We start from the raw sequence: 13,184 nt of genomic DNA on the forward strand, positions 1-13,184 counted from the left end.
GCATCAGAACTGGTAACTGACGCTCAGGCTGTAATTGGCCGGCGCGCCATAATAAGCCTGCGCCCAATATAAGCTGTTCAGATAGGTTTCGTCGGTCAGGTTATTGGCGTTGACCTGAACCTGCCACTGACCATTGATGTCGTAGCTGGCCATCACACCCAGCAAGCCATAGGCATCTTGGGTCGTGACAATATCCTGACCAGCGTTGGCATAGACTGCCGCGACTGTGCCTTGTTTACGCGAAATAGCCGACTGCCAGCGATAGTTCAGACCGACGCGGGCGCCCGGTAATTGCGGCAACTGATAGACGGCGGCAAGCTTGGCGACGCGCTCCGGCGTATAGCCTTTGACTAAATCGTCGCCGTCGATATCGATGCTGGTGAACGAGCCACTTAATTGCAGCTGTTCGGTCAGGCTGCCGGCCAATTCCAGTTCCAGCCCTTTGCTGTTGATGCCATCGGCGCTGCGGTAAACCTGATACAGGCCCTGCACCGGGTCCGACACGGTTTTATCAAATACTGCGAGGTTTTGCTGCTCGATATCAAAAGCGGCGACTGATAACAACGCTTTGTCGTCAAACAAGCTGGCTTTGAGGCCCAGCTCCAGCGCTTTGCCGTCCACCGCTGGCAGTAACTGGCGATTTTCATCACGTTCTTTTTGCGGCTGGAAAATCGCGGTATGGCTGGCATACAGACTGACCTGTGGCGTCAGCTCCCAAACGGCGCCAACATAGGGCACTAAGCCATCATCTGCAGTGGTTTGGTCGACGCCATAAGATTCACCAGACACTTCGGCATCAATCCAGCGCACGCCGGTGATCAGTTTCAGGCTATCTGCCAGGTCCCAGCGCACCACGCTATAAAGCGCGCGCTGGTCGGCGTCGATGGCGCTGCCACTTTGGCCGTCTTTAAAGCTCGGCAGTGCGGTGTTGCCATCCCAGCTGGTTAATGCCGGCATCGCCGGGAAGCCAAGACCGGTGCTGTAGTCGTACAGCGACACATCGGTGTATTCACGGTCGGCGATATTGAGGCCAGTGACCAGTTCATGTTGGCGACCACCGAGGCTGAATTTGCCCTGCAGGTACAGGTCGCCAAACTGGGTGTTTTCGTCTTTGCCATAGAAACTGCCGTAACCGGTGCTGCCTAAACCGGTTTTCGGGTCGATGCCGTTCGGCGCGCTGACGTAGACATAAAACAAGTCACCGGCCTGATCGACGTTCATCAGCTGGTAGGAGGTCACCAGTTTCCAGTCGGCATTGATCTGGTGCGCCAGTTCAACAAAAGAGCGGTTGTCTTTGACCTGCCAATAAGACCAGTTGGCGGACGTGCTGGCGGAACGGTCGTAGTTTATGCGGCTGCCGTCACCATAATGCAGCGTCAAAGCGCCCCACATGCCGCCATTGCCCTGGCTGTCCTGTGCGCTGTGGCCAAACGTCAGCTGGGTGTTGTCGCCAAGTGCTGCACTCGCTACGACATAACCGACAGTTTTATCGTGGTTGTAGCGGTCGAGATAAGAATCTTTGTCTTCTTTGACTAACACGGCGCGGGCGTTCAGGCCGTCAGTTAAAGCGCCCTGCACATCGCCTTCAAGCCGGGTATTGGCCCATGAACCGTAGCTGGCTTTGACGTTGGCAGCGAAATCATTGCCAGGGCGTTTACGCACCATATTCACCGTTGCCGATGGATTGCCGACGCCAGACATCAGGCCATTGGCGCCGCGGATCACTTCTATCCGTTCAAACAAGGCGGTGTCCAAATCACCTTCGATACCACCGCCGGTGAACGGCAAACCCAGGCCGTCGACCTGGAAGTTGGTGATATCAAAACCGCGGGCGTTGTAATAAGTGCGGTCGGTTTCTATGCGTTCAACGTTCACCCCAGTCGCCTGGTCCAGTGCCAGATTGATGTTGGTCAGGCCAAAATCCTGCAGTTGTTCTGCAGACAAAATGCTGATGGCTTGCGGCGTGTCTTTTAACGACAAGTCGAGCTTGGTGGCGCTGCTGTTTTGATTAACCAGATAGCCCTGAGTGCGGCTGCCGGTGACTTCAATCCGCTCGACACTGCGATCAGCCGCGATGGCGCTGTTGTCTGCAGCCAACACAACCGGGCTAAAAAGGGCACTGCTGATGGCAAGCGCAAGCAAAGAAGGAGCCTTGATACCGGTGGCAGCAGGCATGTTTTGCAAAGGGGTAACCACTGACTTGGACATGACAAAAACCTATGTTAAGTACGCAAATAAGAATCATTATCACATGCGTTTTTGCTGATTTCGACTAATAAATTTTCGGCTTGTTGCTAAGTGATTGTTTTTAAATTGAATTAACTGAGTTTGTTTGCAAATCTTAACGCGAATAATTCTCAAATATATTTGAGACCTAATGATAATTCAGGTACATTGCGTTTTTCCAACGTCATTGCCGCAGGTTTTTACGGCAGTGTGACTGGCGGCGATCTGTGCTGTGGCTGCTGCTGGCAGGCGAGTGGTGGTTGGTCCGGTGACAGGCAAAGTAACAGGTAAAGTTCGATGAAAATCTCGCAAAAACTCTGGTTTCAGTTACATGGCTGGTGTTCGCTACCGGTCTGGCTGATTTTTACTGCGGTCTGCCTGACCGGCACTATTGCCGTACTCAGCCATGAACTGACCTGGTTGTTTAACGAAAATGCCCGGGCACTGAATCCGCAAAACCTGCCAGCCAAACCTGTCGCTGAATTGGTTGCTGCCTTGCAGCAGGCTGAGCCGACGGCTGCTGTCACTTCTGTGATGGTGCTGGAGCCATATCTGGTGACTGCGGTGCTGTTCACCACTGAAACCATGCCTGCCGCCATTGCCTATGTAAATCCTTATACCGGCCTCGTGCAGGAGATTAACCCCGGCATCAACTTCATCACTTTTATGCGTAGTTTGCATGGCTGGTTGTTATTTCCGTGGCAGCACAGTTACAGCGTCGGTTATTACCTGGTCAGCGCGATGTCGTTGCTAATGCTGGGCGCTTTAATCACCGGCCTGATCATTTACAAGAGATTCTGGCAGTCGTTTACCGCGCCAAAACTGCGGCTACATCAGGGCAAAAAGACGGTACTGGCGGACTTGCACCGGCTGGCGGGCGTCTGGTCGCTGTGGTTTTTACTGCTGATGTCACTGACCGGCTTGTGGTATCTGGTTCAGGCGGTGCTGTGGCACAACGAGGTAGAGTTTTCTTATGAAGTGGCACCGCTGAGCAGTCTCTATGTGCCGGCACCGGTAGCGGACGGCGACGCCTTACAAAAAGTACCGGCGATGATCCCACTGGCGCAGGCGGTTGCGCGTGCACAGCAGTTCTTGCCTGAACTGAAACCAGCTTTTGTCGCGATGCCGGAACATCCGCGGGATTACTACCGGATCTCAGGTTATGGCGATTCGATTTGGTTTGATCAGTATTCCTACAACGTCTGGATCAATCCCTGGACCGGCGAAGTGGCCGACACCCGGGTGCCGGCGCAAATGGGCGCGCTGGAAACGCTGATGTCAGTGGCGGACCCGCTGCACTACGGCACTATTGGCGGCCTCTGGACCAAAGCCATCTGGTTTGCGTTTGGTTTGCTGGTTAGCGGCATGGCGATCACAGGTTTTATGATCTGGGGCAGCCGGACTATCCGTGGTGCTGCCGGTCGCGAAGCGCGTGAGCGGGTTGAAACAGCGATGACAGCACCGCAGCAAATACCGACTCTTTCCCGCACCACCGACAGCAGCGCAGGAGCTAGCCAATGACACAGCAGTATCAAGGACTGCGCCAATTTTGGGCGCGGCACAAGTTTAAACTGAATGGTCTGGTGTTAATCCTGCCGTTCTGGTTTTTATATCAGTCGCTGAACCTGCAGTTCCCGCCGGCATTGCCAAAAGCGCAGCTTGGGCCTTATGCAGTGACGGCGATGCCGCTCAGTGAGGACGGTCCTTATGCGCATCATGGCGAATGGGTCAAAGACTATTACCTGCAGTGGTGTGCCGGTTGTGTCGAAAAGATCCGTCAGGGCTTTTTGCTGGTCAGCGACAATGAGCCGGATTTAGCCAGCTTAAGCCGCGACCACAGCAGCCTGTTGCACGGCAATAGACACGGCCTGCATGTGCACGCGCGCACGCCGCAGCAACTCAAAGCCGGCGACAAACTCTGGTTGATTATCGAAGACTGGCAAGGCCAGGTCTACTCGCATCATTGGGTGTTATAAGGTAAGTACGGCATATTGGCTTGAGATAACAGAAGTGGGATCAGTATAAAAAATTTTTTAAAATCAATATTTTAAGCTGGAAATCCTATACTGCCATGCGGCCAGTTTGTCAGCAAGCGCGACATATGGCAGCACAATACCGCTCAGTGCAGCATCGTTTTGGTTTGATCTTGCTGTATGACCAGACGGTCTGCACAGTGCAGCAACGCCTCCTGCAAATCAGCCTGCAGCTTCAGCAGGCTGGCGTAGAGCGCCGCGGGGAGTTTGGGTTGTTGCAGCGCACAGCAGAACCAATGTTGGGTTTGTTTCAGTAAGGCGCGGCTGCGACCTGGCTGGCCGGCGGCGCGATAGCTGTTGGCTAAGTTGCGCACGGCCACCACTAAGCAGCAACTCGGCAGACATAATTCATCATCACTCAGGCGCTGCAGAGCACCCGATTCGGCCGCAGCGCCTAAAGTGCTTTCCAGCCAGACCGGCCAGACATCCTGCATTGCTTGTTGATAGCAGTGTTGGGCCTCCGGCCAGTTGTCAGCAAAATAGGCCTGATTGCCCAGTTCCATCCAATGTTGCCAAATCTGCATAAAGCCTTCCTGTGCTGTGATCTGCTGGTCAGCCTGCTAGCGGTTGCGTCGGAAACCACTGATATTGCTGATTTAATACTAAAAACAGCGTGACTAGTGCCACAGTGCAAAGCGGGGCTATTTTTTTACGGAAGTTCATTTGTGGTTCCTCCACAGCAGGGATAACAGCAGTATAACTAAATGCGAATAGTTATCAATAACAAAAATTAATGAATATGAGTGGAAAAATTGCTGCAACGCCGGCGTCATGGCGGGCAGGGTTTTGTGATACTATCACGCTGTTTTCGCCTGCAACTGCCCCGGAGTTTTTATGCGCCATGAACGTATCCCACTGATTTTATTAACTGGTTTTTTAGGTAGTGGCAAAACCACTTTATTAAATCAGCTGGTGCAGTTGCCGGAGTTCAGCCGCACGCTGGTCATCATCAACGAGTTTGGTGAAACCAGCCTGGACCATTTGTTGGTTAGTAAAAGCAGCGACGACCAGATTGTCGAGCTATCGAGCGGTTGTATCTGCTGCACTATTCGTGGCGATCTCGCCAAAACGCTCAGTGATGCCACCTGGCGTTTTGCCCGCAACGGCGTGCGCCAGTTTGACCGGGTGGTGATTGAAACCACAGGTTTGGCCGAACCAACCCCCATTCTGCAAATCATCAGCAATACGCCAAAACTGTATGACAGCTACCGGATGCAGGGCACTGTGACGGTAGTCGATGCGGTAAATGGCGCCGGCACCCTGGCTACACATCCCGAAGCGCAAAAGCAGGTCGCGGTTGCTGATTTACTGCTGCTGAGTAAATCGGACCTTGCTACGCAAGCCCAAGAAACCGCGACACGCGATGCGATGTTGCTACTGAATCCGACGGCGCCGGTGCAGCTGGTGCTGCAGGGGCAGACGCAGGTCAGTGAGATTTTGGCGCTTGACCATGCGGAGCCGGTGCAATCGACCGCGCCGCTACACAGCTGGTTGCCTACCGAACAGCTGAGCTTTGCACCGGTTAGTGGCAAACAAGGGCTGCTCCGCGCCGATCAATCCAGCGCAGCACCGGCCGATCTGAACCGCCATAACGACCGCATCCGTGCCTATTGTTATGTGTTGGAACATCCGGTCACTGCGGCGCAAATCGACCAGTGGTTGGACGCGCTGATGCCGGAACTGGGGCCGCAGTTACTGCGCCTCAAAGCGATTTTAAATGTGGTCGGATTCCCGGGGCCGCTGGTGGTACACGCGGTACAACATCTGTTGCATCCGGCCGGGCTTTTAAAAGAATGGCCGGACGAAGACCGGCGCTGCAAGTTGGTGTTTATTACCGACAACTTAAGCGCCGAACGGCTCGAGCAGAGCCTGCAGTTGTTGCAGTAGCGGCAGGCTATTGTGGGCGGGGCTGCCGAAGCGCCCCGACCGGGTTTTGTCTGGCCACAGCGCTAGTTGGATGTGCCGCTTTTTTCTGCCGCCGCTTTTAACGCCTCATAACCGCCAGCGTTGTGCACATTGGTAAAACCCAGCTTTTTCAATTCGGCTTCCGCCAGACCCGAGCGGCGGCCTGAGCGGCAGTACAGCTGGATCTCGGCATTTTTATCCTGGGTCACTGTAGCGATTTTAGCGGCGATGTCGGTATGGACGATATTGACGGCGCCGTCGAGATGACCAGCCTGAAACTCTTCGACACTACGCACGTCAATCCAGATTTTGTCAGCGGCCAGCGCCAGTGGGCTGCAAAGAGCCGACAAGCTGAGCAGGGCCGTTGCGCCCAGCATTTTTATCTTATTCATCAGTCATTCTCCGGGTTGAATATCAGAAATTTGTGCCATACGCAGTATTGTACAGCTGGGTCAATTCGCTATGTAAATCAGGGGAAAACCAGCGCAAATGTGCGTCCAGATAGGCGCATTGTTTGCTGACGCTACTGATAGCGTATTCTAGCCTGGCCAGGAAAAACCGGCCTTCTGACGTATCAGCGCAAATAATATGGCCAGGTAATGTGGTCGGCGACTCCGCTAAGGCAAAACTTTTCACTGCGGGTTGCTGCGGCAGTTGCGCCAGATAGTGTTGCACCACATTCGGGTATTCAATCAGCAGGTCAATGCGGCCACGGCTGAACATCTGCAGAATGGCGCCGGCGTCATCAGGGCCGCTGCGAGAGAACAATTGGCTTTCGCCGGGCGCTTGCTTCAGCAGCCGGTCCAGCTTATCGCCATAACTGCGCCCGGCAGCAAAACCCAACTTGAAGCGTTGATTGCTGTCCAGCAAACGTTGCAGGCTTAGCGGCTTGGTTGCGCTGAGTTGTTGCAGCCAGGGCACCAAGCCTGAAGATTGCAACACATAGAGCCGCAGCCCCGGAAAAATCACCTGCGGTTGATGGCTGATGAGTCCCCAGTCACGCCGCGCCGGTAGCGGAAGTTTGTTACCAACACAAGCATGCGGATTGCTTTGCAGCAATTTGGCGGCACGCAGCGTAGTGGCCTGTTGCCGGCTGACCGTCACCCCCTCTAACTGTGCTTCCAGTAAGCGGAAGGTGCTGTCATTAATATCCAGCATCTGTAAGTTCTGGTCTGGTGCATGTTCCGTCAGCCACAGCAGCGGGTGTTCGGTCCGCCCCGAGACATGAGCAGCGAAACAGCACAGCAACACCAGCAAAGCCGCTTTTAGCATCCTGCGTCCTTTAATATACAAAGGTCTAATATACTCTGAAAAACCACCTTGTCCCGCCCGTCTATCGCATAGAAAAAACCAGTGAACGACAGACTGGTCAAATTTTGACTAATCAATTGATAAAGTGGACAAACCGCCGTTTTTGCGGCTGGACAAGCGCCGCCGCGCACAATACAATGGCCGCCGTCGCGCACCCGTAGCTCAGCTGGATAGAGCGCTGCCCTCCGGAGGCAGAGGTCTCAGGTTCGAATCCTGACGGGTGCGCCATATAAATCAACCACTTAGAGGCAACTCAAGTGGTTTTTTTATTTTCTGTGACAGTAAAAATCGAATTTTGTGACACTTTCCCTGTACTGGGAACTGCTATTTTTGACCTCTGCTCTGCGTCTCGTTTTTCAGCATTTTGTGCCTGAATAGGCACGTTCTCAACTTCAGTGTTGTGATTATTCCTGGTTTTGGCGAGAACATATCAGCAGGCTACAAGCTGCCAGATATCCTTGTCTGAGAGAGCCTTAGTATTAAAACAACAATCTATTTCACTAGAGCGGCTTTTGGGGATTGGTGTTATTTGTCATTTATGGACGTTGACCCTACGAATAATCGAATCGCTGCTTTTCACTGAAAGCAGACAATCCTGCCAAAACTAAAGCTGAGCTCTCGAAAATTTCGAGACTTCAATACATCGTTAAAACGTAAAAAAGCGCACATTGATTTTTTCTTTTTTTACTGGTTATCAGCGTTCGGATTATAACGATGTGGCACAAATTAGCTGTCCACTACAATAAACCGAGCCAGAAAGCACTGTGCCGATAAGACGAGCAATGACATTTTTATGTAATAAAAACCACCATCAAGGGAGACTGACAATCAGATAGCTATGTAAGGAACAATTGACTGCAAACGCTCTGCTGAACATCTTCGCTTTCATTTAGAGCCCTCGATGCTCAATGGAGTTTCGAGGGCTCTTAAACAACGTCATTTCACAGTGAAGCTAACTTTATTGGTTATCTCGTGTAAATCCCGACCCTTTACCATATAACTAATCGTATATTGGCCTGCCGGTAAACAAGGCAGCTGAACACGATGCTCCCAATTCGTAGTGGTCCTTGGCCGAAACCCGACGTCAATAAGTGTCCCTTTCGCATCAGAGAGCATGAACTGCTTTAGTTTATGCTTTTGCGTGAATCGGACATAGAACGTATCTGGGCATGTTGGAAACACGTCGCCATCAGCAGGAGAGACTTTCCGGGTGATGGGGTGCGCGTAGGTAATATTTGGCCACAACACTAAAGCCATGGTAACTATCAACAGCAGTTTGATAAGACGCATACATCCTCCTTTGAGGATAAAACGCAGCTTTCGCTGCGTTCATTAGGTTACTTGTTAGACCGGATAAGCCGGCACAACGCGGGCAATACCACCAGAGTTAGCAAGGTTGACGAAATAATGCCGCCAATCACCACTGTTGCCAGTGGCCGCTGAATTTCCGCTCCGGTTCCGGTGTTAAATGCCATAGGCACAAAACCAAGACTTGCCACCAACGCCGTCATCAGTACCGGTCTTAAGCGTGATAAAGCGCCATTTTCAATTGCCTGACACCATCGCTGACCTTCTTCCTGCAACTGCTTAATAAAACTCACCAGCACGATACCGTTCAGTACAGCGATCCCCGACAGCGCAATAAAGCCAACGGCCGCAGAAATAGACATCGGCATATCACGCAGCACTAAGGCAAAAACACCACCGGTCAGTGCCAGTGGCACACCACTGAACACCACCAATGAATCCCGCCAGGAATTTAACGCGCTATAGAGCAAGGCGAATATCAACAGCAGCGTCAACGGCACAACAATGGATAGTCGTTCCGATGCGGACTGCAGTTGTTTGAAGGTGCCGCCATAATCCACCCAATAGCCATCAGGCAGGACAACATCGGCCATCACCTTTTGCACATCCTGAATAAAACTGCTGATATCCCGACCATCAACGTTGGCGGTGACCACCACATTACGTTTGCCACTTTCCCGGTTGATTTGGTTAGGACCCACAATTTCATTGATCCGCGCAATTTCACCCAGTGGAACATAACGCAGCTCTGCCGAATCATCGACCGGTAAGGCCACAGGGATTTGCGCCAGTGCAGACGGATCTTCCCGCAGCGATTCAGGTAAGCGCATCAATAATTTAAAGCGCCTGTCGCCTTCATACATCAGGCCCAGTTCCCGGCCACCAATAGCGGTCTGAATCACCTGCTGCATCATCGCGACATCCATCCCCACCAATGCCAGGTGGTCACGCTCCGGCTCAATCGAAATCATCGGCAATCCGTCGGCTTGCTCCATCCGGGTATCAACCGCTCCCGGCACATCGGCAAGCACGGCAGCTACTTTCGCGCCGACGGCATTCAGTGCATCCAGATCATCACCGTAAATCCGAATAGCCACATCCGCTCTGACTCCGGCAATGAGCTCGTTAAAGCGCATCTCGATAGGCTGCGTGAACTCGTAATTGTTGCCGGGGACTTTTTCCACAACAGCACGAATGCGCTGCTCCACGTCCGCTTTGGTATCCGAAGGCTCTGGCCACTGGCTGCGCTCTTTGAACATGATGAAGGTATCCGCGACATTCGGTGGCATCGGATCGTTGGCTATCTCTGGAGTGCCAATTTTAGAGAATACCCGTTCTACTTCAGGTACCTGTGCAATTTTTGCTTCCAGCGCCAATTGCATCTGAACGGATTGCGCAAGGCCGGTGCCGGGAATACGCATGGCAAACATCGCAATATCCCCTTCGTCCAGGCGGGGCAAAAACTCACTGCCCATTCTGGAGGCCTGCCACACAGAGCCACCGACCAGAAACAGAGCTGTAATGGCAACAAGCAACGGCTGACCCAATGCAAATTTCAGCATCGGATGGTACGTGCGACGCACGGCAACCATCAGGCGGTTTTCTTTCTCAGAGAGAGGACCACTGACAAATAAACCGATGGCCGCTGGCACAAAGGTCAGGGCCAGGATCATGGCACCCAATAATGCAGCAATCACCGTGAAAGCCATCGGCTCGAACATTTTGCCCTCGACACCACTGAGCGCAAAAATCGGCAGATACACCAGCATGATGATAAAGACACCAAACATTGCGGGCGTGATCACCTCTTTTGTGGCGTGATAGACAATCTCCAGCCGTTCAGACAGTGTTAGTAACCGGCCATGATGGTGCTGAGCCATGCCTAAGCGTCGCAGACAGTTTTCAACCACGATCACCGCACCATCGACAATCAGGCCAAAGTCAATTGCGCCAAGGCTCATCAGATTGCCGCTCATTTTATTGGCTGCCATGCCGGAGATCGCAAACAGCATACTCAAGGGGATCACCAGGGCCGTGATAATGGCGGCGCGGATGTTACCCAAAAACAAAAACAGCACGACAATCACCAGCACCGCGCCTTCAAACAGATTGCGCTTCACCGTATCGATGGTTTTATCAACCAACACTTCCCGGTTGTAGCTGATTTCCGTTTGCACGCCTTTGGGTAACCGCTGATTAATATCTGCAAGCTTCAGGGCAACATCCTGTGACACGGTTCGGCTGTTTTGGCCAAGCAACATCATCACAGTGCCAAGGACCACTTCCTGTCCGTCCTGCGTCGCTGCGCCGGTGCGAAGCTGTTTGCCGATAGCCACCTGCGCGACGTCTTTGACCCGGACCGGGGCATCATCGCGTTTTGTCACGACCAGCTCTTCAATCTCGGTAATTGACTTCAGCTGACCTGGTGAGCGGATCAACCATTGTTCCCCATTGCGTTCAATGTAGCCTGCACCGATATTGGCATTGTTGCGCTCTAAGGCATCGGCAAGATCATCCAGCGTCAGCTTAAACGCCAGCAATTTGACCAGATCAGGGGCAACCTGATATTCGCGGACAAAACCACCAATGGTATTGATTTCCGTCACGCCTTTGACTTTCAGCAACTGGGGTTTGATCACCCAATCCTGAATGGTCCGCAGATCTTCAGCGGTATAAGGCTTGCCATCTGCGTTCAGTGCCTCGCCGGTGGCTTTGACGGTATAGGAAAAAATCTCGCCAAGCCCCGAGACAATAGGCCCCATTTCCGGCTCAATGCCTGGTGGAATATCCTGACGGGCCATCTGTAATCGCTCTGCCACTTGCTGTCTGGCCCAATAAATATCGGTGCCTTCTTCAAAGACGACGGTCACCTGAGACAAACCATAGCGGGATAATGAGCGGGTGTACTCCAGCTGTGGCAGACCCGCCATCGCGGTTTCGACCGGATAGGTGATGCGCTGCTCAGATTCAAGCGGGGAATAACCAGGCGCAGCCGTATTGATTTGGATCTGCACATTGGTAATGTCGGGAACCGCATCAACCGGCAGTCGTAATGTCTGCCAGACGCCCACGCCGAGGATCAGCAGTCCGAAGACCATCATCATCCACGGGCGACTGAGCGATAGTCGCAATATATTCTTGATCATGGCTGGCTCCTAGTCTTCATGGCTGGCGCCAGACTTCAGGATGTCGGCTTTGATTAAAAAACTATTCTGGGTGACCACCTCAACGTATTCTTCCAGACCTGACAACACCTCGATAAAGCTATCGTCACTGGCACCAAATTCCGGCATTCGCACTTCATAAATATCGCCAACCCGGATGAACACAACGGTCTCACCGTTAAATTCCTGCAGGGCTGATTTCTTCACGATTTGGCGCGCTTCCACCGAGGCCACTTCCACATCGGCTTTCACGTGCATACCCGGACGCCAGTACCCGTTGTCATTACGCACAACGGCACGGGCTCTGGCGATATGGCCACCGGTCATTTGTGGCGCAATATATTCAATCTGGCTGGAAGTTTGCTCTTCGCCATGAACATCACGCACGACCACCGGATTGCCCCGCGCCATTTTGGCGGTATCCCCCGGAAAGGCCGACATTTCGACATACACGGTGGATAAATCACTGATCTCCACTAACGCCTGGTCCGATACCTTTTCTCCGGGATTCACAAACCGGTTAGTAACTTCACCGTCCGACAACGCCTTAATGCTGTAATTTTTTAATGTCGCTGCGTTTTGTACCGTGGCCACAACCTGACCCGCTTTGACCTTGTCGCCAATCCGCACCGCCACACTTTGCACGACGCCCGGATAGACCGCACTGAGCCTGCTTTGCTGCTCTGGGATCACCGATACCACACCAAACAAATGCGCCTGAGTGCGAATACGACCTGAAGTCACAGGCTCGCTGATTAAACCGGACTCTTTTGCCACATCCGCTTCAAGTTCGGTGCGTCCCTCGTAGGACTCAAAGTGCCAGGTATGATTTTGACCTTTGGCACTGAGTGCAACTTCCACTTCAAATGAATGCGGCTCTGCGACCGGCTCCTGACTGACCAGCATGTCACCACGTGGGCGCAAAGTCAGCACATCCCGACGACCTCCCAGACGCTCCAGTGTCAGTCCGGCCTGATAAGTCCCGGGGGCCAGAGGCTCTCCATTATCAGATGCAAATAAACGAAACTCTGGTTTGCCGCCGTTTTCACTGAGCACAACTTCCAGTGTCAGCGAGCCTTTTTCCAGTAAATGCCCGCCATTGGGGCCTTTTCTCTCTTCGGTTTGTGCGTGTTCGTCAGCATGGTCATGCTCTTCGCTGGCTTGTAACGGGCCACAAAACCCTGTGAATGCCGTTAGCAGTAAAGCCGTTGATATAAAACGGATGTAATTCATCATA

At 52.8% G+C, this 13,184-nt stretch carries 10 protein-coding genes and 1 tRNA gene; 4 read left to right on the forward strand and 7 right to left on the reverse strand.

The window, feature by feature from the left end:
• Nucleotides 1–3: 3 nt before the first annotated feature.
• Nucleotides 4–2,208, reverse strand: a complete 2,205-nt coding sequence (locus tag ACQ66Q_RS17775; protein ID WP_430458023.1) for a TonB-dependent siderophore receptor — start codon at nt 2,206–2,208, stop codon at nt 4–6.
• Between the two features lie 315 nt (nt 2,209–2,523).
• Between ACQ66Q_RS17775 and ACQ66Q_RS17780 the strand changes: the two genes are divergently transcribed.
• Nucleotides 2,524–3,747, forward strand: a complete 1,224-nt coding sequence (locus ACQ66Q_RS17780) for a PepSY-associated TM helix domain-containing protein (RefSeq protein ID WP_430458024.1) — start codon at nt 2,524–2,526, stop codon at nt 3,745–3,747.
• A complete protein-coding gene (locus ACQ66Q_RS17785) occupies nt 3,744–4,202 on the forward strand; it encodes a hypothetical protein (RefSeq protein ID WP_430458025.1) in 459 nt (152 codons plus the stop codon). Before ACQ66Q_RS17780 ends, ACQ66Q_RS17785 begins: the two co-directional genes overlap by 4 nt.
• A 143-nt stretch (nt 4,203–4,345) precedes the next feature.
• Here the strand turns inward: ACQ66Q_RS17785 and ACQ66Q_RS17790 are convergent, their stop codons facing one another.
• The gene (locus tag ACQ66Q_RS17790; protein ID WP_430458026.1) at nt 4,346–4,783 is read right to left on the reverse strand and encodes a hypothetical protein; all 438 of its coding nucleotides are present in this window, start codon (nt 4,781–4,783) and stop codon (nt 4,346–4,348) included.
• Between the two features lie 310 nt (nt 4,784–5,093).
• On the opposite strand from ACQ66Q_RS17790, the gene ACQ66Q_RS17795 reads away from it, so the two are divergent.
• Nucleotides 5,094–6,146, forward strand: coding sequence for a CobW family GTP-binding protein (locus ACQ66Q_RS17795; RefSeq protein WP_430458027.1), 1,053 nt, complete (start codon nt 5,094–5,096; stop codon nt 6,144–6,146).
• 62 nt (nt 6,147–6,208) lie between these two features.
• Here the strand turns inward: ACQ66Q_RS17795 and ACQ66Q_RS17800 are convergent, their stop codons facing one another.
• A complete protein-coding gene (locus tag ACQ66Q_RS17800) occupies nt 6,209–6,556 on the reverse strand; it encodes a rhodanese-like domain-containing protein (protein ID WP_430458028.1) in 348 nt (115 codons plus the stop codon).
• 22 nt (nt 6,557–6,578) lie between these two features.
• Nucleotides 6,579–7,436, reverse strand: coding sequence for a hypothetical protein (locus tag ACQ66Q_RS17805; protein WP_430458029.1), 858 nt, complete (start codon nt 7,434–7,436; stop codon nt 6,579–6,581).
• Between the two features lie 190 nt (nt 7,437–7,626).
• Here ACQ66Q_RS17805 and ACQ66Q_RS17810 point away from each other — a divergent pair.
• A tRNA-Arg gene (locus ACQ66Q_RS17810) sits at nt 7,627–7,703 on the forward strand.
• Between the two features lie 708 nt (nt 7,704–8,411).
• Here the strand turns inward: ACQ66Q_RS17810 and ACQ66Q_RS17815 are convergent.
• Genes ACQ66Q_RS17815 through ACQ66Q_RS17825 form a run of 3 tightly spaced genes read right to left on the reverse strand, consistent with a single transcriptional unit; the run spans nt 8,412 to nt 13,183 of the window.
• On the reverse strand, nt 8,412–8,765 hold the full coding sequence (locus ACQ66Q_RS17815) for a copper resistance CopC family protein (RefSeq protein ID WP_377240062.1): 354 nt from the start codon (nt 8,763–8,765) through the stop codon (nt 8,412–8,414).
• A 47-nt stretch (nt 8,766–8,812) separates the two neighbouring features.
• On the reverse strand, nt 8,813–11,929 hold the full coding sequence (locus tag ACQ66Q_RS17820; RefSeq protein ID WP_377240064.1) for an efflux RND transporter permease subunit: 3,117 nt from the start codon (nt 11,927–11,929) through the stop codon (nt 8,813–8,815).
• Nucleotides 11,930–11,938: 9 nt separating this feature from the next.
• Nucleotides 11,939–13,183, reverse strand: a complete 1,245-nt coding sequence (locus ACQ66Q_RS17825) for an efflux RND transporter periplasmic adaptor subunit (RefSeq protein WP_377240066.1) — start codon at nt 13,181–13,183, stop codon at nt 11,939–11,941.
• Nucleotide 13,184 lies beyond the last annotated feature (1 nt).

This window comes from Rheinheimera sp., assembly GCF_965283995.1.
Classification (GTDB): domain Bacteria; phylum Pseudomonadota; class Gammaproteobacteria; order Enterobacterales; family Alteromonadaceae; genus Pararheinheimera.

Bases quoted from the DNA above. Each gene is read 5' to 3' on its own strand.
- ACQ66Q_RS17775 (WP_430458023.1), bottom strand. From the start codon at position 2,208: ATGTCCAAGTCAGTGGTTACCCCTTTGCAAAACATGCCTGCTGCCACC.
- ACQ66Q_RS17780 (WP_430458024.1), top strand. From the start codon at position 2,524: ATGAAAATCTCGCAAAAACTCTGGTTTCAGTTACATGGCTGGTGTTCG.
- ACQ66Q_RS17785 (WP_430458025.1), top strand. From the start codon at position 3,744: ATGACACAGCAGTATCAAGGACTGCGCCAATTTTGGGCGCGGCACAAG.
- ACQ66Q_RS17790 (WP_430458026.1), bottom strand. From the start codon at position 4,783: ATGCAGATTTGGCAACATTGGATGGAACTGGGCAATCAGGCCTATTTT.
- ACQ66Q_RS17795 (WP_430458027.1), top strand. From the start codon at position 5,094: ATGCGCCATGAACGTATCCCACTGATTTTATTAACTGGTTTTTTAGGT.
- ACQ66Q_RS17800 (WP_430458028.1), bottom strand. From the start codon at position 6,556: ATGAATAAGATAAAAATGCTGGGCGCAACGGCCCTGCTCAGCTTGTCG.
- ACQ66Q_RS17805 (WP_430458029.1), bottom strand. From the start codon at position 7,436: ATGCTAAAAGCGGCTTTGCTGGTGTTGCTGTGCTGTTTCGCTGCTCAT.
- ACQ66Q_RS17815 (WP_377240062.1), bottom strand. From the start codon at position 8,765: ATGCGTCTTATCAAACTGCTGTTGATAGTTACCATGGCTTTAGTGTTG.
- ACQ66Q_RS17820 (WP_377240064.1), bottom strand. From the start codon at position 11,929: ATGATCAAGAATATATTGCGACTATCGCTCAGTCGCCCGTGGATGATG.
- ACQ66Q_RS17825 (WP_377240066.1), bottom strand. From the start codon at position 13,183: ATGATGAATTACATCCGTTTTATATCAACGGCTTTACTGCTAACGGCA.